Origin of the sequence: Nonomuraea sp. NPDC001636, assembly GCF_040298265.1 — a bacterium.
GTDB lineage: Bacteria > Actinomycetota > Actinomycetes > Streptosporangiales > Streptosporangiaceae > Nonomuraea.
Window position 1 is genome coordinate 21574 of record NZ_JBEOZT010000018.1, and the last position, 21732, is coordinate 43305.

Annotated in this window: 22 protein-coding genes; 12 read left to right on the forward strand and 10 right to left on the reverse strand. The window is 73.7% G+C overall.

The window, feature by feature from the left end:
- Window positions 1–63 precede the first annotated feature (63 nt).
- The gene (locus tag ABT158_RS29695; protein ID WP_352358910.1) at window positions 64–471 is read left to right on the forward strand and encodes a YciI family protein; all 408 of its coding nucleotides are present in this window, start codon (window positions 64–66) and stop codon (window positions 469–471) included.
- Window positions 472–509: 38 nt separating this feature from the next.
- Window positions 510–1646: an RNA polymerase sigma factor gene (locus ABT158_RS29700; RefSeq protein ID WP_352359236.1), complete on the forward strand. Its 1137-nt coding sequence runs from the start codon at window positions 510–512 to the stop codon at window positions 1644–1646.
- Between the two features lie 36 nt (window positions 1647–1682).
- On the opposite strand, the gene ABT158_RS29705 is transcribed toward ABT158_RS29700, so the two are convergent.
- Genes ABT158_RS29705 through ABT158_RS29715 form a run of 3 tightly spaced genes read right to left on the reverse strand, consistent with a single transcriptional unit; the run spans window position 1683 to window position 3514 of the window.
- A complete protein-coding gene (locus tag ABT158_RS29705) occupies window positions 1683–2411 on the reverse strand; it encodes a TSUP family transporter (RefSeq protein WP_352358912.1) in 729 nt (242 codons plus the stop codon).
- A gap of 33 nt (window positions 2412–2444) precedes the next feature.
- Window positions 2445–3137: a cation efflux transmembrane domain-containing protein gene (locus tag ABT158_RS29710; RefSeq protein ID WP_352358914.1), complete on the reverse strand. Its 693-nt coding sequence runs from the start codon at window positions 3135–3137 to the stop codon at window positions 2445–2447.
- Window positions 3134–3514 carry an ArsR/SmtB family transcription factor gene (locus ABT158_RS29715; protein ID WP_352358916.1) on the reverse strand — a complete coding sequence of 127 codons (381 nt, stop codon included), beginning with the start codon at window positions 3512–3514 and terminating at the stop codon, window positions 3134–3136. Before ABT158_RS29715 ends, ABT158_RS29710 begins: the two co-directional genes overlap by 4 nt.
- Before the next feature lie 123 nt (window positions 3515–3637).
- On the opposite strand from ABT158_RS29715, the gene ABT158_RS29720 reads away from it, so the two are divergent.
- Window positions 3638–3868: a hypothetical protein gene (locus tag ABT158_RS29720; protein WP_352358918.1), complete on the forward strand. Its 231-nt coding sequence runs from the start codon at window positions 3638–3640 to the stop codon at window positions 3866–3868.
- 93 nt (window positions 3869–3961) lie between these two features.
- On the opposite strand, the gene ABT158_RS29725 is transcribed toward ABT158_RS29720, so the two are convergent.
- A complete protein-coding gene (locus ABT158_RS29725) occupies window positions 3962–4645 on the reverse strand; it encodes a thermonuclease family protein (protein WP_352358920.1) in 684 nt (227 codons plus the stop codon).
- 342 nt (window positions 4646–4987) lie between these two features.
- Between ABT158_RS29725 and ABT158_RS29730 the strand changes: the two genes are divergently transcribed.
- Window positions 4988–5917 (forward strand): ankyrin repeat domain-containing protein, encoded by a 930-nt coding sequence (locus tag ABT158_RS29730; RefSeq protein WP_352359238.1) that lies wholly within the window; start codon window positions 4988–4990, stop codon window positions 5915–5917.
- A 31-nt stretch (window positions 5918–5948) separates the two neighbouring features.
- On the opposite strand, the gene ABT158_RS29735 is transcribed toward ABT158_RS29730, so the two are convergent.
- Window positions 5949–7022 (reverse strand): ROK family protein, encoded by a 1074-nt coding sequence (locus ABT158_RS29735; protein WP_352358922.1) that lies wholly within the window; start codon window positions 7020–7022, stop codon window positions 5949–5951.
- 395 nt (window positions 7023–7417) lie between these two features.
- Complete coding sequence (locus ABT158_RS29740) at window positions 7418–8161, reverse strand: N-acetylmannosamine-6-phosphate 2-epimerase (protein ID WP_352358924.1); 744 nt, start codon at window positions 8159–8161, stop codon at window positions 7418–7420.
- A 115-nt stretch (window positions 8162–8276) separates the two neighbouring features.
- Between ABT158_RS29740 and ABT158_RS29745 the strand changes: the two genes are divergently transcribed.
- Window positions 8277–8972, forward strand: a complete 696-nt coding sequence (locus ABT158_RS29745; protein ID WP_352358926.1) for a GntR family transcriptional regulator — start codon at window positions 8277–8279, stop codon at window positions 8970–8972.
- Between the two features lie 244 nt (window positions 8973–9216).
- A complete protein-coding gene (locus ABT158_RS29750) occupies window positions 9217–9453 on the forward strand; it encodes a PLDc N-terminal domain-containing protein (RefSeq protein WP_352358928.1) in 237 nt (78 codons plus the stop codon).
- Window positions 9454–9673: 220 nt separating this feature from the next.
- Here ABT158_RS29750 and ABT158_RS29755 read toward each other — a convergent pair whose 3' ends face one another.
- The 3 genes from ABT158_RS29755 to ABT158_RS29765 all read right to left on the reverse strand — a co-directional run bounded on the left by ABT158_RS29755 (window position 9674) and on the right by ABT158_RS29765 (window position 13094).
- On the reverse strand, window positions 9674–9979 hold the full coding sequence (locus ABT158_RS29755) for a hypothetical protein (RefSeq protein WP_352358930.1): 306 nt from the start codon (window positions 9977–9979) through the stop codon (window positions 9674–9676).
- A gap of 89 nt (window positions 9980–10068) precedes the next feature.
- Window positions 10069–11046, reverse strand: a complete 978-nt coding sequence (locus ABT158_RS29760) for an aldo/keto reductase (protein ID WP_352358932.1) — start codon at window positions 11044–11046, stop codon at window positions 10069–10071.
- A 125-nt stretch (window positions 11047–11171) separates the two neighbouring features.
- Window positions 11172–13094 (reverse strand): hypothetical protein, encoded by a 1923-nt coding sequence (locus ABT158_RS29765; protein ID WP_352358934.1) that lies wholly within the window; start codon window positions 13092–13094, stop codon window positions 11172–11174.
- 123 nt (window positions 13095–13217) lie between these two features.
- Between ABT158_RS29765 and ABT158_RS29770 the strand changes: the two genes are divergently transcribed.
- The gene (locus ABT158_RS29770; RefSeq protein ID WP_352358936.1) at window positions 13218–13685 is read left to right on the forward strand and encodes a GNAT family N-acetyltransferase; all 468 of its coding nucleotides are present in this window, start codon (window positions 13218–13220) and stop codon (window positions 13683–13685) included.
- Between the two features lie 64 nt (window positions 13686–13749).
- On the opposite strand, the gene ABT158_RS29775 is transcribed toward ABT158_RS29770, so the two are convergent.
- The gene (locus ABT158_RS29775) at window positions 13750–14040 is read right to left on the reverse strand and encodes a hypothetical protein (RefSeq protein WP_352358938.1); all 291 of its coding nucleotides are present in this window, start codon (window positions 14038–14040) and stop codon (window positions 13750–13752) included.
- 213 nt (window positions 14041–14253) lie between these two features.
- Between ABT158_RS29775 and ABT158_RS29780 the strand changes: the two genes are divergently transcribed.
- From ABT158_RS29780 to nirD, 5 genes are read left to right on the forward strand one after another with little or no spacing between them, the layout of a single operon-like run.
- Window positions 14254–15564, forward strand: coding sequence for an MFS transporter (locus ABT158_RS29780; RefSeq protein WP_352358940.1), 1311 nt, complete (start codon window positions 14254–14256; stop codon window positions 15562–15564).
- Between the two features lies 1 nt (window position 15565).
- Window positions 15566–17578 carry a molybdopterin oxidoreductase family protein gene (locus ABT158_RS29785; RefSeq protein ID WP_352358942.1) on the forward strand — a complete coding sequence of 671 codons (2013 nt, stop codon included), beginning with the start codon at window positions 15566–15568 and terminating at the stop codon, window positions 17576–17578.
- On the forward strand, window positions 17575–18969 hold the full coding sequence (locus ABT158_RS29790; protein ID WP_352358944.1) for an FAD-dependent oxidoreductase: 1395 nt from the start codon (window positions 17575–17577) through the stop codon (window positions 18967–18969). The genes ABT158_RS29785 and ABT158_RS29790 overlap by 4 nt, the downstream gene beginning before the upstream one ends.
- Window positions 18966–21395, forward strand: a complete 2430-nt coding sequence (gene nirB, locus ABT158_RS29795; protein ID WP_352358946.1) for a nitrite reductase large subunit NirB — start codon at window positions 18966–18968, stop codon at window positions 21393–21395. Before ABT158_RS29790 ends, nirB begins: the two co-directional genes overlap by 4 nt.
- Window positions 21392–21712, forward strand: a complete 321-nt coding sequence (nirD, locus tag ABT158_RS29800) for a nitrite reductase small subunit NirD (protein ID WP_352358948.1) — start codon at window positions 21392–21394, stop codon at window positions 21710–21712. Before nirB ends, nirD begins: the two co-directional genes overlap by 4 nt.
- The last annotated feature ends 20 nt before the right edge of the window (window positions 21713–21732 follow it).

The window sequence follows — 21732 nt, forward strand, 5'->3', positions numbered from 1 at the left end:
ACCGAGTTTTGTCCGGGGGCGGAACCCGGCCAGACTGGGCCGGACAGTTCGAAGGAGAACCTGATGGCCAAATACCTGCTGCTCAAGCACTACCGGGGCGCGCCGGCGGCGGTCAACGACGTGCCGATGGGCCAGTGGACGCCGGAGGAGGTCGCGGCCCACGTCCAGTACATGCGGGACTTCGCCGCCCGGCTGCAGGAGAGCGGTGAGTTCGTCGACAGTCAGGGGCTCTCGCCCGAGGGCACGTTCGTCCGCTACGACGGCGAGGGGCGGCCGCCGGTCACCGACGGCCCGTTCGCCGAGACCAAGGACCTGATCGCCGGCTGGATGGTGATCGACGTCGCGAGCTACGAACGGGCGCTGCTCCTGGCCGGCGAGCTGTCCGCGGCTCCGGGCGCGGGCGGCGAGCCGATCCACGAATGGCTGGAGGTGCGGCCGTTCCTGACCGGGACCCACCTGGTGGCCGAGTGAACGAGTCGTTCCCTGACCAGGCCGCACCTGATGGACGGGTGGACGAGTCGCTGCTGCGGGAGCTGGTGCCCGCGGTGATCGGCGTCGTCGTCCGGCGCGGCGCGGACTTCGCGGCGGCCGAGGACGCCGTCCAGGACGCCCTGACCGAGGCCGTGCGCGTGTGGCCGGACGACCCGCCCCGCGACCCCAAGGGCTGGCTGGTCACCGTGGCCTGGCGCAAGTTCCTCGACGCCGCCCGTGCCGACGCCTCCCGGCGGCACCGCGAGACCCGCGTCGACAGCGAGCCCCCGCCGGGCCCCGGTGAGGCGGTGGACGACACGCTCCAGCTGTACTTCCTGTGCGCGCACCCGTCCCTGACGCCGGCCTCGGCCGTCGCGCTCACGCTGCGCGCGGTCGGCGGGCTGACCACGCGCCAGATCGCGCAGGCGTACCTGGTGCCGGAGGCGACCATGGCCCAGCGGATCAGCCGGGCCAAGCGCACCGTCTCCGGCGTGCGGTTCAACCAGCCCGGCGACGTCGCCACCGTGCTGCGCGTGCTCTACCTGGTCTTCAACGAGGGCTACTCCGGCGACGTCGACCTCGCCGCCGAGGCGATCCGGCTCACCCGGCTGCTCGCGGCGAAGATCAGGCACGAGGAGGTCGCCGGCCTGCTCGCGCTCATGCTGCTGCACCACGCCCGGCGGCCGGCCCGCACCGCTCCCGACGGGAGCCTCGTGCCCCTCGCCGAGCAGGACCGCGGCCTGTGGGACACCCGCCTGATCGCCGAGGGCGTCGACGTGCTCCAGGCGGCCCTCGCCCGCGACCGGCTGGGCGAGTTCCAGGCCCAGGCCGCCATCGCCGCGCTGCACGCCGACGCCCCGACGGCCGGGGAGACCGACTGGCCGCAGATCGTCGAGTGGTACGACGAGCTGGTGCGCCTGACCGGTAGCCCGGTGGCCCGTCTCAACCGGGCCGTCGCCGTCGGCGAGGCCGACGGCCCGCGGGCCGGTCTGGCCGCCCTGGCCGAGCTCGACCCGTCCCTGCCCCGCCACGCCGCCGTCGCGGCCTACCTGCACGAACGTGCGGGCGACCCGGCCACCGCGGCCCGGCTCTACGCCGAGGCCGCCCGATCAGCCCCCACCCTCCCCGAACGTGACCACCTCACCCGCCAGGCGGCCCGGCTGCGCGGGGCGTGAGAGTACGGGGCCGAGGTCGTCCAGGCGGCCGGATCCTCACCCTCCGGTGACGACGAGCACCAGCCCCGACGCGACCAGCCCCACCTCGACCACCACCACGAACGCGCCGGCGGGCAGCCGGTCGACGATCTTCTTGCCCGCCCAGGCCCCCGCCGCGCTCGCCGGCGCCAGGGCCAGCCCGGTGGCGACGCCGGACGTGGTGAGCACCGCGGCCGCGCCGAAGACGACCAGCTTGGTCAGGTGCATCACCACCGCCGCCGCGGCCTCCGTGCCGATGTAGGCGCCGCGCAGCAGGCCGCGGGCCAGGAAGAACGGCGCGACCATCGGCCCCATCGAGCCGACCAGCGCCGAACCGAACCCGGACACGGCTCCGACGGCCGCGAACGCCGCGTCGTCCAGCCGGACGCCATGCGGCCGCCTGCGTCGCCAGACCACCATGACCAGCAGGAACACCCCGATGACCCGGGTCAGCGCGGCCAGCGGGGCGGCGGCGAACACCAGCGCGCCGGCCGCGGCGGCCGGAACCGCCCCGGCCGCGAAGACGCCCACCAGACGGCGGTCGACCTCGTCCCGGTTGAACCACACCCGGCTGCCGTTGCCGGCGAGCTGCGCGACGGTCAGCACGGCGACGGCGTCCCGGGTGCCCAGGACCGCGACGAACACCGGCAGCAGCAGCACCCCGCCGCCGAACCCGGCCACCGCCGACAGCGTCGCGGTGGCGAACGTCGCCGCCACCATGACGACCACGACCAGGACGGTGTTCACGCTCCTCACCTCTCCCCAGGGATGCGCGGCCCGTCATTCTCCGGGCGCGGAGCAGCAGGAGCAGCCGGGGGCACGTCCGTCCGCCGGCTCCAGCGGGCCGGCCGGGACGGCGCAGCAGGCGTCGCCGCGCCAGGCTTCGCAGCCTTCCTTGACCGCGACCGCCGCGATCACCAGCGCGGCGACCGGGTCGGCCCAGGACCAGCCGAACAGGCTGTTGAGCGCCAGCCCCACCAGCAGCACGCCGGACAGGTAGGTGCACAGCAGGGTCTGCTTGGAGTCGGCCACCGCGGAGGCGGAGCCGAGCTCACGTCCGGCACGGCGCTGCGCGTGGGACAGGAACGGCATGATCACGAGTGACAACGCGGCCAGGATCAGGCCGGGCGTCGAATGCTCGGCCTCGCCCACCCCCAGCAGCGTGCGGACGGCGTCGAAGGTGACGTAGGCGGCCAGCGCGAAGAAGGAGACCGCGATGACGCGCAGTGCCGTCCTCTCCCGCCTTTCATGGTCGGCCGCGGAGAACTGCCAGGCCACCGCGGCGGCCGAGGCGACCTCCACCACCGAGTCCAGGCCGAACCCGACCAGCGCGGCGGAGGAGGCCAGGGTGCCGGCGGTGATGGCCGCCACCGCCTCGATCACGTTGTAGGTGATGGTGGCCGCGACCAGCAGGCGGATGCGGCGCCGCAGGACCGTCCGGCGCGCCGGGGTGGTGAGGTGCGCGGCGGTCACGACACCGGCTCCTCTGTGACCTCGACGGGGCCGGGACGCAGCGTCACGGCGTGGCCGGTGGCGGCCAGCAGCTGCTCGGCGGCGGCGAGCACGTCCATCAGCTCGGGCCGGGTCAGGGAGTAGAACGACTGGCGGCCTTCGGCGCGGTAGTCGATCAGGCCGCAGTCGCGCAGGCAGGCCAGATGCTTGGACACCGTGGACTGGGCCAGGCCGAGCTGGGTGGTCAGGTCCACCACGCGGGCCTCGCCGCGGGCCAGGCGCTGGACGATGCGCAGCCGGGTCTCGTCGGCCAGGGAGTGGAACAGCGCGGCCGCGGGGGAGATGCCGGCGGCGATGTCGGCACTGACACAACGGCCACCTTCAGGATCAATCGCCATGCGGCGATGTTAGCCCGAATTTGTCATCTATGGCGAGGGTGGTGCTGTGTCCATGCGTGAAGTGCTCGTCGGAGTCCTGTCAGGTTCTTTCGGGACGCGGTGGGGTTTGGGAAACTCGCCTTTGTGAGTGAACCAGGGCCGCGGGGCCGCCCCGCCACCGATGAGCGCGAGACCGTCGTGATCCTTCGGGTGCTCGGGACGACCGGCATCGCGGCGGGGCTGGCCTCGGCCGCGTTCGTGCTGCTGCAGTGGTCGAGCCCGCCGCTGCCCTGGCTGGCGTTCCTGCTCGTCGTCGCGCTGGTCGGGGTCGGTCTGCGCGTCGAGGCGGCGATCCTGGCACGTTCTGCTCGCTGACCCGGCGCCCGTGCCGCCCCGTCTGTGTCCCGGCCGGTCGGCCGGGCGTTCAGGCGGGACGTTCGGGCAGGAGGGTCGGCGGGCTCGCGCGGGTCAGCGTTCGCAGACGACGCCGTCGCCGTCGCGGTCCTGGTACCAGGCGTACTCGGGGTCGATGCCGCGGCGGTACGGGCCGTAGCCGGCGGCGTTCGCCTCGGCGCAGGTGCGGAAGCGTGGGTCGGTGCCGGCGGGCGGGGTCGGCGTGGGGGACGGGGTCGGCTTCGGGGACGGGGTCGGCGTGGAGGTGGACGTGTCGCACCTGCCGGACCAGATCCGCAACTTCTCCGCCTTGGCCTTCGCCTGCTCCGCGCGGAAGAGGCTCTGGTACCCGTCGTCCGGCTTGAACGGGACGGCCTTGCCGTAGCCGTAGCGGATCAGGTTGCGGTTGACGTGCACGCCCTTGGCGTTCCACACGTGCGAGGGCGGGTGGCCCGGGGTCCTGGCGGTGAGCAGGTGGGCCGTCGTCCCGGGCGGCAGGAGCGCCGCCGTACGGGCGGTGGCCGCCCTGGACCAGCACCGCCCGCGCTCGGGAGTGTCGACGCCGAGCAGCTGCACGCGGATCTTCGTGGTGCCGCGCACGACGTCGATGGTGTCGCCGTCCACGATCTTGACGACCCGGGCCGCGACCGTGCCCTTGGGGACGGCGGCCGCGTCGGCCGGCGTGCTCAGGGCAAGGGTGAGGGGCAGCAGGGCGGCCGTGGCGGTGACGATCCTGGTCGTGCTCGCGTTCGTAAGCATGGCGTGACTCCAGGGACGGATGGTCCGGACGTGAGGAGACGCGCCGACGGAGACAGGGGTGTACCGCCGGAAGGGCACGGTTATGTCACTCCTGGTCGAGGTGTGGCGACGCTGCGCTTAGGGTTTGACTGGTCGCCGGCCCCCGCTCGGAGTGGCCGACGTCCAAGGTCAGAGGCTTGTGCGGCCCTCCTCGGCCTGCCCCGCGCGGACGGTTGCGCGGGCGGGGCCGGGTGGGTTGTCAGGGACGGTCCGGCGCCGGAGCCACGATATGCTCGTACTGGTGTTCGATAAGCTGCCTGCCTCTGGGGGAGTGTCGTGGTTGTCGCCAAGGAAGCCGGATGGGTGGGCTTGAGCTGGGATGACTGGTCCGATCTGAGCGAGATCCGCGCCCGCCTCGACTCCGGCGCCGATCCGCATGCCGACCTGTGGCACGAGGGGCCGCCCCTCCACCTCGCGGCCGAGTACGGCTCGCCCGAAGTGGTCGCCGAGCTGGCCCGCCGGGTCGGCGACGTCGACGCCGCGTACGAAGGGCACAGCGCGCTCTGGCGGGCCGTGTTCGCCCATCAGAGGGACAACGCGCTCGCCCTGGTCGCCGCCGGGGCCGATCCGTGGCGGCCGATGACGGGCGGCTGGTCGCCCGGGCGGCTCAGCCTGGCCGGTCCCAACCCGGGGCTGTTCTTCCCCTTCCCGCGCGACAAGCCCACGTTGTCGGAGGCGGAGAACGCCGCCGTCGTGGAGGCCGAGCGGCTCATCGAGGCCCTGGGCGACTTCGACTACGACGGGCTGGGGCTGGTGTGCGTTGCGGGCGTCACCGCGGCGGAGGCCGCACGACGGCTCGGGGCGACGGTGGCCGAGGGAGCCGGGATCGACGGGGTCCTCGACGGGCCGTACCCGGGCGAGGGGAACGGCCTGGTGGGAGCCACCGACGTGCCGGGCGGATGCGTGCTCAGCCGGCGCCGGGGTGCCGAGGTGGCCGGCGCCGACGTTCTCAACCGCCTCTCGGCCGGGACGGTCTGCTACGCGATGTACGCCGATCCGAAGGGCGGCAACCAGGGCTGCAGCTCGCGGGACGGTGTCGTCGAGGAGTGGGACGCTTTTCCGGGCGGCGGCTGGGTGTCGCCGGACAGCTCGGCCGGCGAGGTGCTGAACGCCTTCCTCTACCAGGGGGAGGGCGTGGCGTACTGCTGCGCGTACACGGGGCTGCGGCTCACCGACGCCCGGCCCGTGCTGGGGCCGCCCGACATCTGGCTGCACCTCCCGCCTCGCGGCTGACGCCCGTCGGCCGGTACGTGCTGCCCCGCGGTCAGGGCATGGCGGCCGAGGCCGCGCCCAGCACGGCTCCGTGTGCGCCCAGGGTCGAGAACCGGACGGGGACGGAGTCCAGGCCGCGGGGGGTGTACCGGCGGATCGTCTCGATCAGGGGGACGGTCAGGAGCTCGCCGAGGCCGGTGACGCCGCCGCCCAGGACGATCACGTCCGGGTCCAGGAGGGTGGCGGCGGAGGCGATCGAACGGCCGAGGATGACGGCGGCCTCACGGATCACCTCGCGGGCCAGGTCGTCGACGGTCTCCGACCCAGCCTGCTGCCCGATCCCGAGGGGGTTCCGCGGATCGGTGGTTTCGGCCGGGTGTCGTAGGGCGGGGGACCTGGTGTTGTGTCGGGCCAGGGGGAGGGATTTGAGGTCGGGGGCGGTGCCGCCGCGGGCGTGGTAGGCCGACAGGATCGCGGGGCCCGACGCGTACGCCTCCAGGTGGCCCGTCGCGCCGCAGGGGCACGGGCGGTCGGCGTCGGCGTCCGGGGGCAGGACGGCCGGGGTGTGGCCGAGGGAGCCCGCCATGCCGTTGCGGCCACGCAGGAGTTCGCCGTCCCGTACGAGGGCGCCGCCGACGCCGGTGCCGATCGTGAGGACCAGGGCCAGGCGGCTGCCCCGGGCCGCGCCGTACCGGGCCTCGCCGAGCGCCCAGGCGTGGACGTCGTTGAGCACGGTGACGGGCAGGCCGAGCCGTTGGGTGAAGGCAGTGGCCAGGTCGGTGCCCCGCCAGCCGGGCAGGGCGTCGGTGGCGTGCGTGACCACGCCGTTGTCGTCGATCGTCCCGGCGCTGCCGACTCCGCAGGCGATGACGTCCATTCCGGCGGCGCGTGCCTGGGTGAGCCGGTCTTCGGCCAGTTCCAGCGCGGCGGCCAGCACCGCTGCGGCGCCACCTCCGGCGGGTGTGGGGACGCGGGCGGGGAGGTGGATCTCCGTCTCGCCCCCGGTGGCCGAGGCAGGGATCAGGGCGGCGGCGGTCTTGGTGCCGCCGATGTCGACGCCGAGCACGACGGGGATGCCGTTCGTGCGGCGTCGCACGGTGGGGGCGCTGGTGGTGTGGCGTCGCACGGTGGGGGCGCTGTTCAGGTGGGTGTGTACCGCCGGGGTGCTGCCTGGGAGGGGTGCCGCGGTGCTGCTCGGGTGGGGGTGTTCGGCTGACGTGCTGTCCGCGGGGGGTGGCGCGTCGATCTTCGGGTGCGGCTGTTCGGCTGGAGGGAGTGGCGTGGTGCTGTTCGGGCGCGGGTGTTCGGCTGGAGTGCTGTCTGCGGGGAGTGGGGCGGTGCTGTTGGGGTGGGGGTGTTCGGCTACGGGGAGTGGGCCGGTGGTGTTCGGGGTCGGGTGTTCGGCTGCGGGGACTTGCGGGGTGCTGTTCGGGGAGGTGGCGCGGGCGGCGGCTGGGGGGCGTGCTGAGGTGGGCATGGGGTCGCCGGTGTGGTGAGGGTGAGCGCAGGGTGGGGTGGGGGTCATCGGCTTGCCCGGGGGGTGGCTGCGGTGAGGTGGCGGGTGAGGGCGAGGGGGTCGGTGATGGCGGCGCCGATCACGACCGACCAGGCGCCGCGGGCGAACGCGTCCGCCACGTGGGCGTCGGTGCGGAGCCGGCCCTCGGCGACCGTACGGACCCCGAGGGCGGCGAGTTCTCCGACCAGGTCGAGGTCGGGCTCATGGGGGAGCCCCGGCCGAGGAGCGGACCCCGTCCCAGGGCGGGAGGTGGGGGCGGCGGGCGGGGCGGGGGCGGTGTAGGGGGTGTAGCCGGCGAGGGTGGTGGAGATCAGGGCTGCGCCTCGGTTCCAGGCCAGCAGTCCTTCCTCCGCTGTCGAGACGTCCGCCATGACGGGCACGCCCAGCTCCCTCCACACCCGTTCGACCAGGGACGGCAGGTCGCCCGCTTCCGGTTCGGCCTCCGCCGTCACCTCCAGGGCCACTATGTCGGCGCCGGCTCGTACCAGGGATTCGCACAGGGCGAAGGTAGGGGTGATCAGGGGGCGGGCGTGCGGGCGGGGGACCTTGGCCAGGCCGATCAGCGGGAGGTCCGTGACGGCCTTGACCGCGCGGACGTCCTCGGGGCCGTTCACACGCAGGCCGGCCGCGCCGCCGAGTTCGGCGCAGCGGGCGAGGAGCGCGATGGTGTGCGGGTCGCGGAGGGGGTGGCCCTCGGGGGCCTGGCAGCTCACGACCAGGCCGCCTTCGATCGCGGTCACCACATCCATTTGGTACAGCCCAATCTTCCGGCATAAAGGCAGAAACCCACCTCACTTGCCTGATTGGTATAGCCCAATTACGATCGGAGCGTCAAGAGCACCCCCTGACCGAGGACGACCACCCGTGACGAAGATCGGCCGGCTCACAGACCATCTGCTCACGCTCATCGAGACCGAGCTGAAGCCGGGCGAACGGCTGCCCGCCGAGCGCGATCTCGCCGAGGAGTTCGGGGTCAGCAGGCTGACCGTCCGGCGCGCGGTCGACCGGCTGGAGACCGGCCAGCGGGTCTACCGCGTCCAGGGGGCGGGGACGTTCGTCGCTCACCGGAGCATCGCCAAGACGATCGAGCTGACGTCGTTCAGCGAGGACATGCGGGGGCGGGGGCTGGAGCCGGGGTCGCGGCTGCTGGAGGCGGCCGAGCTGCCCGCGGGGGCGCGGGTGGGGCAGGCGCTCGGCATCAGCCCGGCGGACGCGGTCGTGCGGCTGTGCCGGGTGCGTACGGCCAACGGTTCGCCGATGTGCCTGGAGCGTGCCCACGTGCCGGCCGCGTTCGTGCCCGGACTGCTCGACCGGCCGCTCGGCGGGTCGCTGTACGAGGTGCTGGCGGAGGCGTACCGGATCAGGCTGGAGCGGGCCGAGCAGTCGATCAGGGCCACGGTGCTGGAGCCGGAGGAGGCGGAGCTGCTGGAGGCGGCGCCGCTGGCGCCGGCGTTGCTGGTCGAACGGGTGGCCTACGACCAGCGGGGAAGGGCGGTCGAGGCGGCCAAGTCGATCTACCGGGGCGACCGCTACTCCTACGAGCTCGCGATCCGGCGGTGAGGGCCGGCCGGGGCGAAGGGGGCTTGCCGGGAGGCGACGGGTGGGGTAGACGACGGAAGTACGCGATTGTCCTCAAAGAGGTCGATCGGAAAGCCCGGCCCCATGCGACAAAGGGGTCGATCCGGGTGCTCGGCCGTGCGATGGAGAGGTCGATCGGAGTGTTCGGCCATGCGTCAGAGAGGTCGATCGGGGTGTTCGATCATGCGTCAGAGAGGTCGATCGGGGTGTTCGGCCGTGCGATGGAGTGACATGTCGGGTCGGCGGCGGGCGGTGCTGCTCGGGCTCGGTTCGGCGGGCGGTGCTGCTCGGGCTCGGTTCGGCGGAGCTGGTGCTCACCGGGGCCGCCGCCGTGGATCTGTGGCGCCGGCCGCAGCGGGAGATCCACGGCTGGAAGGGCGTCTGGTGGCTGGGCATCTTCGTGCAGCCGTTCGGGCCCATCGCCTACCTGACGTACGGCAGGCGAAGGGGCCGCGGGCGCTGACGCGAGCCACCCCTGACGCGAGCCACCCCTGAGGCGGACGTCGAAGCTCCCGTGCCGCCGGGCGGTGAAGCCGCGCGAAAGCGGGCAGGGAAGCCGCGCGAAAGCGGGCAGGGAAGCCGCGCGTAAGCGGGTGAAGCCGCGCGTCAGCGGGCGGTGAAGCCGCCGTAGCCGTTGGCGTTCATGGTCGCGTGCGGACAGAAACCGCCGTATCCGTTGGTGTTCATCCGCGGGTGTCCACCCAGACGCTCACCGTGGTGTGCGGTGTGATCCCGGTGTAGGAGGTCTGCCCGGCCGGCACCCACGGGCCCTCGATCGGGATCAGGCCGACCTCCGGCAGGAAGTGGCGCTGGATCACGTGGATGCGGTGCTCGCCGGTGCCGCTCGGGCAGTAGCTGGTGGCCCAGCGTTCGGCCTGGTTGAGCTGGTACGTGCAGCCGGTGGGCGCGGCGGCGGCGGCCGGGGCGCCCAGCAGGACCAGGCCCGTGGCGAGGGCGGCGCAGCCGGCGGTCCGTCTTCTCGCGTTCATGCGGGGCTCCTCGAAGGTGTGCGCGCGGCGAGAATTGCTTAGGAAAGTTTCCTAAACATTAGAACCCGGGAAGCCGTACCGTCAACGGTTCACCACCGGTCGTGAACCTGCGGCCGGATCAGCTCGTCGTAGACGGCCCGCACGGCCTCCAGCGTCTTCTCCGGGAGCGGGTCCAGGTCGGCCGCGGCCGCGTTGGACCGTGCCTGGCCCGGGTTGCGCGCACCGGGGATGACGACCGAGACGCCGGGCTGGTCGAGGATCCAGCGCAGCGCGAACTGGGCCATGGACGCCCCCTCGGGCACCAGCCCGGCCAGCCGCCGCACCGCCTCCAGGCCGGTGCCGAAGTCCACGCCGGAGAAGGTCTCGCCGACGTCGAACGACTCGCCGTGCCGGTTGTAGGTGCGGTGGTCGTCGGGGGCGAACATGGTGTGCTCGTCGTAGCGGCCCGACAGCAGGCCGCTGGCCAGCGGGACGCGGGCGATGACGCCCACCCCGGCCGCGCGGGCGGCGGGCAGGACCCGCTCCAGCGGCTTGAGCCGGAACGCGTTGAGGATGATCTGCACGGTCGCCACGCCGGGCCGGGCGATGGCGGTCAGCGCCTCCTCGCAGGTCTCCACGCTGACGCCGTACGCCGCGATCTTCTGCTCGGCGACCAGCGTGTCCAGGGCGTCGAAGACCGCGTCGGAGGAGTACACCGGGGTGGGCGGGCAGTGGAGCTGGACCAGGTCGAGGGTGTCCACGCCGAGGTTGCGGCGGGAGCGCTCGTTCCAGGCGCGGAAGTTGTCCATCACGTAGTTGGCCGGCACCTGCGCCATCCGGCGGCCCATCTTGGTGGCCACGGTGAGCCCGGGATGCGCCTTGGCGAAGCGGCCGACGATCTGCTCGCTGCGGCCGTCGCCGTAGACGTCGGCGGTGTCGACGAACGTGACGCCCGCTGCCACGGCCGCCTCCAGGGTGGCGACCGCCTCGTCCTCGCTCACCTCGCCCCAGTCGGCGCCGAGCTGCCAGGCGCCGAGGCCCACGACGCCGACCTGGCGTCCCGTACGTCCGAGTGTGCGGTGTTCCATGCTGTTTGTCCGTTCGTCTGGTTCCTGCGACCAGTGTCCCGGACGAAAGGTACGGGCGCGCCGCGGGGGCACGCCCGTACGGCCGTCATCGGGGCCGGAAGCTGCACCGCACGCCCGTACGGCCGTCACCGGGGCCGGTAACTGCACCGCACGCCCGTGTGCACGGTGGCCCGCAGCTCGTCCCCCAGTGCCTGATCGGCCGACGAGACGCGGGAGATCGCCCGCCGGATCGCCTTGCCCACCGCGATCCGCGCGCGTTCCTCCGTGCCGGTGAACGGCCGTGCCCGCCCGCCGATCCCGGTCGCCGCCGACAGCTCGGCCACCAGCCACTCGCGCTCCAGCCGCAGCGCGGCGGCCCGTTCGAGGTCGTTCATCGCCTCCAGCTCGTCGATGTCGGCCTGCAACTGGGTCAGCCGCCGCCGGTAGGTCTCCCTGGCCAGGTCGTCCAGCACCGGCTGCGCCGAGGCCGGCTCGCTGTCCTGCGCCGGCGCGCCCGCGGCCAGGTCGGCGGCCAGGATCTCGCGCCCCGGATTGGCGATCAGGGTCGCCAGGTGCCGCATGCCGACGCTGTGCTCGACGACCACCAGCCGCCCGCCGTGCTCGACCTGCCAGTGCCGTCCGTGCCTGCGCAGCCGGAACGTCCCGGAGGCCGCGCCCGCCCTGCCGACCACGGCGGGCAGCACCATGCCGAGCTCCCTGGCCTCCTGCGCGGCGGCGTTCCGGGCGGCCCGCGCCGCCTTGTCGTGCGGCCCGTCGCGCAGCGCGAGCGTCTGGCCGAGCCGCCAGCGCGACAGCGTCGCGGCGGGCCAGTGGCCGAGCGCGAGACTGGCCCGGACGGCCTCCGCCAGGTGCCCGGCGGCGCGGTCCAGGTCGCCGGTCGTGAGCGCGGCCATGCCCAGGCTGTGCTGCACCGAGCCGAGGCAGAGCACGCCCAGGCTGGCCACCACCGGCAGAGCCGCGAACGGCAGCAGCAGCGCGTACGCCTCGGCGGCGGCGCCGGCGTCCTGGAGCAGGTGGGCGGTCTCGACGACGCAGTACATCGAGAACAGCCACGTGCTCGACCTCGGCAGGTCGGCCAGGTCCCGGCCGCGCAGCCGGGCCAGGTGGCCGGCCGCCGCCCTGCGGTCGCCCGAGGTGGCCGCGGACAGCGCGAGGCCCGCCAGGTAGGAGTTGTCGACCGGGCTGAGCGTGGGCGAGCTGACCAGGTCGGCCAGCACCGGCAGCAGCTCGGCCGTGCGGCCCTGGTACCAGCGGATGGCGGCGATCTGGCCGCCGTACCAGCCGGTGGCGTCCATGTCGCCGGCCTGGACGCCGCGCTCGAAGCAGTCGCCGGCCATCTTCTCCGCCTGCTCGAACCGGCCCGCCCGGAGGGCCAGCATCACCCCGATCACGTCGGTCACGAACCCGACGGCCAGGTGGTCGTGCTCGGCCAGCAGGCCCCGCAGCTCCTCCAGGCAGCGTCCGGCGTGCGGGTCGGCCGCCAGGTAGAGGTCGACCGTCCGCCACAGCAGGCCCATCAGCAGATCGCCCCTGCGCCGGGTGACCGCCGCCTGGCCGATCAGCTCCCTGGCCAGCTCCAGCCGTATCGGCCCGTGCTCCGGGCCGAGCAGGCAGTGGTGGGCCAGGCTCAGCGCCTCGGCCAGCGCCGCCGGATCGCCCGCGCTCCTGGCCCGCTCGACGAGCCGGAGGATCTCCTCGTGCCCGCCCGCGCTGTAGTCCTCCTCCCCGGTCATCCTGATCCGCAGCCGCAGCGCCGGCGACGAGGACGGATCGATCAGCGACAACGCGTGCCGCTGACGCGCGCGCACCATCTCCGACTCCGCGCACGTGCGGTGCTCCTGCACCCACACCCCGCCCAGGCCGAGCGCCGCCCTGGCCAGGGCGGGCACGTCGCCGCCCGCCTCGGCCTGCCGGTAGGCCGAGTCGAACCAGCGTCTGGCGGTCTGCAGATCCCCGTTCACGTACAAAGCGCGCTCACCGAGCACGAGCGCGAGCCTGATGTCCGGATACGGGGGCAGGCGAACCCCCAGCTCCTCTGAAACGCCCACGGTTTCCGTCCCCATTCGGTCATCCGGGCTGAGCTTCCGGACGGTCCCCCGAATACCGTTCTGCCGTAACGACGTACGGGGGCGGTGGCCGGTTCAGCCGAATGCGCTGGCTACCCTGTGCGCATGATTCGCCCCGCCACCCCAGCAGACGTCCCCGCCATCGTGCGCATGATCCTTGAGCTGGCCACGTACGAGAACGCCGCGCACGAGGTGCGCGTGACCGAGGAGATGCTGCGGAGCTCGCTCTTCGGCGAGCGGCCCGCCGTGTTCGCGCACATCGCCGAGCAGGACGGCGAGCCCGTCGGCTGCACGATCTGGTTCCTGACCTACTCCACCTGGCGCGGCGTGCACGGCATCTACATGGAGGACCTGTACGTGCGCCCCGAGCACCGGGGCGGCGGCCACGGCCGCGCGCTGATGGCGGAACTGGCGAGGATCTGCGCCGAACGCGGCTACCAGCGCCTGGAGTGGTCGGTGCTCGACTGGAACGAGCCGTCCATCGCCTTCTACGACAAGCTCGGCGCCGTGCGGCAGGACGAGTGGCTGAAGTACCGGCTGACCGACGAGCCGCTGGAGCGGCTGTCCCGCTGAGGACGCCGGTGCACAGGTGTGCCGCGCAGGCCGGCCCCCCGGCGTGACCTGCGCGGCCTCCTGGTCAAACGCCGACGTGCGAGCGGGACCGCTGGCCCTGCGTGCTGTCGAACATCTCGGTGCCGCGCTCTTCGAGGTCCTTGTGGGTCTCCTCGATCCGCAGCGCGACGCCGATCGCGAAGAACGTGGGCGCCCACTCGCCGATGAAGATCCCCCACCGGTCGGCCCGGTCGAGGCCCGCGCCCTCCTTGTTCTTGGAGATCATCCAGGAACAGAACGACAGGCCGATGGACGCCAGCCCCGCGGCGTACATGTGGCCTGACTTGATGCCCATCTGGTGCAGCTTTTTGATCATTATTCCCCCCTTGCCATGAGTGCTGTTACCCCCGGAAAGGCCACGTAACCAGCCAGAACTCCGTTCATTACCGGCGCGTTTCGCCGGTGACGCTTGTGCGCGTCCTGTTACCGCGGTGAATCACCCGTAACCGCCGTACCCCCGGCGGCTGCCGGAACGCGTAACGCGGCACTCCTACCGTGGTGCTCCCGACGCCGAGCGGAGGAGAGATCGATGGCGCGCTGGATCACCGAGTGGCACCCCGACGACCCGGCATTCTGGCAGCGGACCGGCAGGCACGTCGCCCTGCGCAACCTGGTCTTCTCCATCGTGGCCGAGCATCTCGGGTTCACCGTCTGGACCCTGTGGAGCGTCGTGGCCACCAGGATGGGGGCCTACGACTTCTCCACCGACCAGCTCTTCTGGCTCGTCGCGCTGCCGAACCTGGTGGGGGCCGTGCTGCGGGTGCCCTACACGTTCGGGCCCGGCCGGTTCGGCGGGCGCGACTTCACCGTGGCCAGCGCCGCGCTGCTGCTGGTCCCGGCCGTGCTGCTCGGGGTGGCGGTGCACGATCCCGGCACGCCGTACTGGCTGTTCCTGGTGATCGCGGCGCTGGCCGGGGTGGGCGGCGGGAACTTCGCCTCCAGCATGGCCAACATCACCTACTTCTACCCGCGCGACAGGCAGGGGCTGGCGCTCGGGCTGAACGCGGCGGGCGGCAACGTCGGGGTCAGCTCGGTGCAGCTCGTCGTGCCGCTGGTGATCGGCTCGCTCGGGACGGCCGCCGCCGGCTGGTTCTGGATCCCGTTCATCGTGGTGGCCGCGGCCTGCGCGTGGTTCTTCATGGACAACCTGGCCGGCGCCAGGGCCGAGCCGCGCGAGCAGCTCGCGGTGGCCGGACGGGCGCAGACGTGGATCATGTCGGTCCTGTACGTCGGCACGTTCGGGTCGTTCATCGGCTACTCGACGGCGTTCCCGTTGCTGAGCAAGAGCCTGTTCCCCGAGGCGCCGTACGCGGCGGTCGCGTTCGCCGGGCCGCTGCTCGGCTCGCTGATCAGGCCGGTGGGCGGCTGGCTGGCCGACCGGCTGGGCGGCGCGCGGGTGACGCAGTGGAACTTCGCGGCCATGGGCGCCGGGGTGCTGCTGGCCTGGGCGGCCGGCGCCGCGGGCGGCTTCTGGCTGTTCTTCCTCGCCTTCCAGCTGCTGTTCCTCACCGCGGGCATCGGCAACGGCTCGACGTACCGGATGATCCCGGCGATCTTCCACGCCAAGGCGGTCGCCGAGCGCGGCGCGGGCGCGGAGGCCCTGCTGCACGGCCGGCGCCAGGCCGCGGCGGCGATCGGCGTCATCTCGGCGGTCGGCGCGCTCGGCGGGTTCCTCGTCAACCGGGCCTTCGGCATGGCGTTCGCCGCGGCCGGCACCCCGGCGCCGGCGTTCCTGGCCTTCGCCGTCTTCTACGCCGGCTGCCTGGCGCTGACCTGGTGGTGCTACACGCGCACCGTCGGCGTCACGGCCGCCGCCAGCCTCGCCCACGCCCGGGTCTGACATGACGAAGACACACTGCCCCTACTGCGCCCTCCAGTGCGGCATGGAGATCGGCCCCGCACTGGAGATCAGCCCCAGGACCGACGTCCCGGCCAACGCCCCCGGCGCGCTGTGCCAGAAGGGCTGGACGGCGGCCGAGCTGCTCATCAACGGCGCACGCCTGACCACGCCGCTGCTGCACGGCGAGCCGGTGGAGTGGGAGACCGCCCTCGACCACGTCGCCGCCCGGTTGCGCGCGATCCGCGCCGAGCACGGCCCCGACGCCGTGGCCGTGTTCGGCGGCGGCGGGCTGACCAACGAGAAGGCCTACCAGCTCGGCAAGTTCGCCAGGGTCGCGCTCGGCACCAGCCAGATCGACTACAACGGCCGCTTCTGCATGTCCTCGGCCGCCGCCGCCTCCCTCCGGGCCTTCGGCATGGACCGCGGCCTGCCGTTCCCGGTCACCGACCTGGCCGACGCCGACGTCGTGCTGCTGGCCGGCGCGAACGTGGCCGAGACCATGCCGCCGTTCGTCCGGCACCTGTCGGGGCCGCGGCTGATCGTCGTCGATCCGCGCCGCACCCCGACGGCCCGGCTCGCCTGGCTGCACCTGCAGCCCACGCCCGGCACCGACCTGGCGCTCGCGCTCGGGCTGCTGCACCTGGCGATCGCCGACGACCTCGTGGACGCCGACTACGTGGCCGCCAGGACCACCGGCTTCGACGACGTGCGCACCTCGCTGGCCGCCTGGTGGCCGGAACGCGTCGAGCGCGTCACCGGGGTGCCGGTGCACCGGATGCGGCAGGCCGTCCGCGCGCTGGCCGCCGTCCGGAACGCGTACGTGCTGACCGGACGCGGCGCCGAGCAGCACGCCAAGGGCACCGACACCGTCACCGCGTTCATCAACCTGGCCCTGGCGCTCGGCCTGCCCGGCCGGCACGGCTCCGGCTACGGCTGCCTGACCGGCCAGGGCAACGGCCAGGGCGGCAGGGAGCACGGCCAGAAGGCCGACCAGCTCCCCGGTTACCGCAGGATCGACGACCCGGCGGCCCGCGCGCACGTCGCGGGGGTGTGGGGCGTGCGGGCCGAGGACCTGCCGGGGCCGGGGCGGACGGCGTACGAGCTGCTGGACGCGCTCGGCACCCCGCGGGGGCCGCGGGCGCTGCTGCTGTTCGGGTCCAACCCGGTGGTGTCGGCGCCCGCGTCCGGGCACGTCGGCGGCCGGATCGCCGGGCTGGACCTGCTGGTCGTGGCCGACGTGGTGCGCTCGGAGACCGCGGCCATGGCCGACGTGGTGCTCCCGGTCACCCAGTGGGCCGAGGAGAGCGGCACGATGACCAATCTGGAGGGCCGCGTCCTGCTGCGCCGCCGGGCCGTCGCGCCGCCGGCGGGCGTCCGGAGCGACCTGGACGTCATCGCCGGGCTGGCCGCCCGGCTCGGCCACCGCTTCGACACCGAGCCGGCCGCCGTCTTCGACGAGCTGCGCCGGGCCGCCGCGGGCGGCGTCGCGGACTACTCCGGCATCACCTACGAGCGCATCGCCGCCGAGACCGGCGTTTTCTGGCCCTGCCCGTCGGAGGACCATCCCGGCACGCCCCGGCCGTTCCTGGACCGCTTCGCCCACCCGGACGGCCGCGCCCGGTTCGTCCCGGTCGAGCACCGGCCCGCGGCCGAGGAGCCCGACGCGGACTACCCCGTGTACCTGAGCACCGGCCGCGTCCTGGCCCACTACCAGAGCGGCGCCCAGACCCGCCGGATCGCCTCGCTGGTGCGGGCCGCCCCCGAGCCGTTCGTCGAGCTGCATCCCGACCTGGCGGCGCAGCTCGGCGTCGCCGCGGGCGACCTGGTGCGGGTCAGCAGCCGCAGGGGCCGGAGCAGGGCGGTGGCCAGGATCAGCGACGCCATCAGGCGCGACACCGTGTTCATGCCCTTCCACTGGGAGGGCGCCAACCGGCTCACCAACCCGGCGCTCGACCCGGTGTCCGGGATGCCGGAGTTCAAGGTCTGCGCGGTCAGGGTGGAGAGGGACTCGTGAGGCTCGTCGTCGTGGGGAACGGGATGGCCGGGTCACGCCTGGTCGGCGAGGTGCGGGCGCGCGACCCGCGGATGCGGGTGACCGTGTTCGGGGCCGAGGCGGGCCCGCCGTACAACCGGGTGCTGCTGTCGGACGTGCTGGCCGGGAGCGCGCGTCCCGACCAGGTGCGCCTGCTGGACCCCTCCTGGTACGCCGCGCACGGCGTCGAGGCCGTGCCCGGCGCCGAGGTCGCCCGCATCGACCGGGACGCCAGGCACGTGGTGACCGCGGACGGGCGGCGCGAGCCGTACGACCTGCTGGTCCTGGCCACCGGCAGCCAGGCGGTCGTGCCGCCGCTGCCCGGCGTCGGTCGGGCCGTGCCGTTCCGCACGCTGGCGGACTGCGAGCGCATCGTGCGGGCGGCCGGGCGGGCGCGCCGCGCGGCCGTCGTCGGCGGCGGGCTGCTCGGCGTCGAGGCCGCCCGCGGCCTGGCCGGGCGCGGCCTGCCGGTCACGCTGCTGCACCTGGCCGGGCACCTGATGGAACGCCAGCTCGACGCCGAGGCGGGCCAGGTGCTCGGCGAGACCCTGGCCGGGCTCGGCGTGGCGGCCCGCACCGGCGTCAGCGCGGCCGCGGTCGAGCCGGACGGCGTCCGCCTGGCCGGCGGCGAGCTGGTCGAGGCCGACCTGGTCGTCCTGGCCTGCGGCGTGCGCCCGGTCACCGGGCTCGCCGCCGCGGCGGGGCTGGAGGTGCGGCGCGGCGTCGTCGTGGACGACGAGCTGCGCACCGGCGACCCGTCGATCTTCGCCGTCGGCGAGTGCGCCGAGCACGACGGCACGGTGTACGGCCTGGTCGCCCCCGCCTGGGAGCAGGCCGCCGTGGCGGCCGAGGTGATCACCGGCGGCAAGGCCCGCTACCGCGGCTCCCGGCTGGTCACCAGGCTCAAGGCCAGGAGCGTCGAGCTGGCCGCCATGGGCGAGACGCAGCTCGACGAGGAGCACGCCGAGGTGGTGCGCTTCAGCCACCGCGCCCGCGGCACCTACCGCAAGCTCGTCATCCGCGACGGGCGGCTGGTGGGCGCGATCCTGCTGGGCGAGAGCGACGCCGTCGGCACCCTCACCCAGCTCTTCGACCGCGGCGGCCCGGTGCCGGGCGACCGCGCGGGCCTGCTGTTCCCGGGCCTGTCGCCGGCGCCGGTCGCGGGCAGTCCGGTGCTGATGCCGGACGCGGCCGAGGTCTGCCGGTGCAACAACGTGACCAAGGGACAGATCCGGGCGTGCTGGGCGGCCGGCGCCCGTGACGTGGCCGGGGTGGCCGCCGCCACCAGGGCCACCACCGGCTGCGGCACCTGCCGCGACGCCGTGGAGGGCATCGTCGGCTGGTTGTGCGATCAGGAAGGAGTGCCGGTATGAGGAGGATCGTCGTCGTCGGGTACGGCCCGGCCGCGCACCGCTTCGTGCAGACCCTGGCGAGCCGGGGCTTCGACGGGCGGGTCACCGTCATCGGGGAGGAGCCGCGCCCGGCCTACGACCGGGTGGCGCTGACCTCGTACCTGTCGGGGGCCACCGTGGCCGACCTCACCTACCCGGTGCCCGCCGGGACCGTGACCCGGCTGGGCCGCCGGGCCGTCGCCGTCGACCGGGCGGCGCGGACGGTGACCGTCGAGGGCGGGGCCGCCGAGCCGTACGACGTGCTCGTGCTGGCCACCGGGTCGGCGCCGTTCGTGCCGCCGGTGCCGGGACGCGAGCACGCCCACGTCTACCGCACCATCGACGACCTGGACGCCATCCGCGCGGCCGCCCGGCACGCGGCCGAAGGCGTCGTGGTCGGCGGCGGCCTGCTCGGCCTGGAGGCGGCCGACGCGCTGCGGACGCTCGGCCTGAAGGCGCACATCGTCGAGATGAGCCCCTGGCTGATGCCCCGCCAGGTGGACGAGGGCGGCGGCGCGGTGCTCAAGGGCCACATCGAGGCCCTCGGGCTCGGCGTGCACGCCGGGTCGGGCGTCCAGGAGGTCGTCACCGGGCCGGACGGCCGGGTCGCCGGGGTGCGCACGCCGTCCGGCACGCTGATCGAGGGCCAGGTCGTGGTGTTCTCGGCGGGCGTCAGGCCGCGCGACGAGCTGGCCAGGGCGTGCGGGCTGGCGGTGGGGGAGCGGGGCGGCGTCGTGGTCGACGACGGCATGCGCACCTCCGACCCGTCGGTCTACGCGATCGGCGAGTGCGCGCTGGCCGGTGGCACGGTCCACGGCCTGGTCGGGCCGTGCAACACGATGGCCGAGGTGGCCGCCGACCGGATCATGGGCGGGACGTCCTCGTTCGCGGGCGGGGACACCGCCACGAGGCTGAAGCTGCTCGGCGTCGAGGTCGCCCAGTTCGGCGCGATGGACGGCGCCCTCGACGTCACCTACATGGACCCGGTCGCCGGGATCTACAAGAAGCTGTTCATCAGCGACGACGCCCGCACGCTGCTCGGCGGCATCTGCGTGGGGGACGCCGGGCCGTACGCGGCGCTGCGGCCGTTCGTCGGCAAGCCGTTGCCCGCGCCGCCCTCCGACCTGCTGTTCAGCGGCTCCGCAGCGCCGCTCGACCTGCCCGGCGACGCGCAGGTCTGCTCCTGCAACAACGTGTGCGCGGGGGACGTCCGGCACGCCGTCGCCGAGCTGGGCGTGACCGACGTGCCCGGCCTCAAGGCGTGCACGCGGGCCGGCACCACGTGCGGGAGCTGCGTGCCGATGCTCAGGCAGCTCCTGGAGGAGTCGGGGGTCGAGGTCGGCAGGTCGCTGTGCGAGCACTTCGCGTACTCGCGGGCCGAGTTGTTCGACATCGTCCGGGTGCGGAAGATCACGACGTTCTCCCGGCTCATCGCCGAGCATGGGCAGGGGCGCGGCTGCGACGTCTGCAAGCCCGCGGTGGCCTCGATCCTGGCCTCGCTGCACAACGGGCACGTGCTCGACGGCGAGCGGGCCGCGTTGCAGGACACCAACGACGCCTTTCTCGCCAATATCCAGAAGAACGGCACGTACTCGGTCGTCCCGCGCATCCCGGGCGGCGAGATCACGCCGGACAAGCTCATCGTGATCGGCGAGGTCGCCCGCGACTTCGGGCTCTACACCAAGATCACCGGCGGCCAGCGCATCGACCTGTTCGGCGCCCGGGTCGAGCAGCTCCCGCAGATCTGGCGACGGCTGGTGGACGCCGGCTTCGAGTCCGGCCACGCCTACGGCAAGGCGCTGCGCACGGTGAAGTCGTGCGTGGGCTCCACCTGGTGCCGCTACGGCGTCCAGGACTCCGTCGGCCTGGCCATCGCCCTGGAGCTGCGCTACCGCGGCCTGCGCTCGCCGCACAAGCTCAAGTCGGCCGTGTCCGGCTGCGCCCGCGAGTGCGCCGAGGCCAGGTCGAAGGACTTCGGCGTCATCGCCACCGAGCAGGGCTGGAACCTGTACGTCGGCGGCAACGGCGGCTTCCGGCCACGCCACGCCGACCTGCTGGCCACCGACCTGAGCACCGGCGACCTGATCAGGACCGTCGACCGGTTCCTGATGTTCTACGTCCGCACCGCCGACCGGCTGCAGCGCACCGCCGCCTGGCTGGAGTCGCTGGACGGCGGCCTCGACCATCTCCGGAAGGTGATCATGGAAGACTCGCTCGGCATCTGCGCCGACCTCGACGCCCAGATGGAACAGCACGTCGCCACCTACGCCGACGAGTGGGCGGCGACCCTGGACGACCCGGAGAAGCTGGGCAGGTTCGTCAGCTTCGTCAACGCCCCCGGCGTGCCCGACCCGTCGATCGTGTTCGCCTCCGAGCGCGGCCAGATCAGGCCGGTGATGGCCCGATGAGCTGGACCCCGGTCTGCGAGTACGCGGCCCTGCCGCCGGAGCGCGGCGTCTGCGCGCTGGTCGGCGACCGGCAGGTGGCGCTGTTCCGCACCTACGAGGGGCACGTGCACGCCCTGGACAACCTCGACCCGTTCAGCGGCGCGTACGTGCTCTCGCGCGGCATCGTCGGCACCAGGCGGGGCGAGCCCACCGTGGCCTCGCCGCTGCACAAGCAGGTCTTCTCGCTGGTGTCGGGGACGTGCCTGGACGAGGAGGCCGTCCAGGTGCCCGTCTACGCCGTGCGGGTGGCGGCCGGGCGGGTGGAGGTCAGCGTTTAGCCGATCAGAGCAGGGGCATT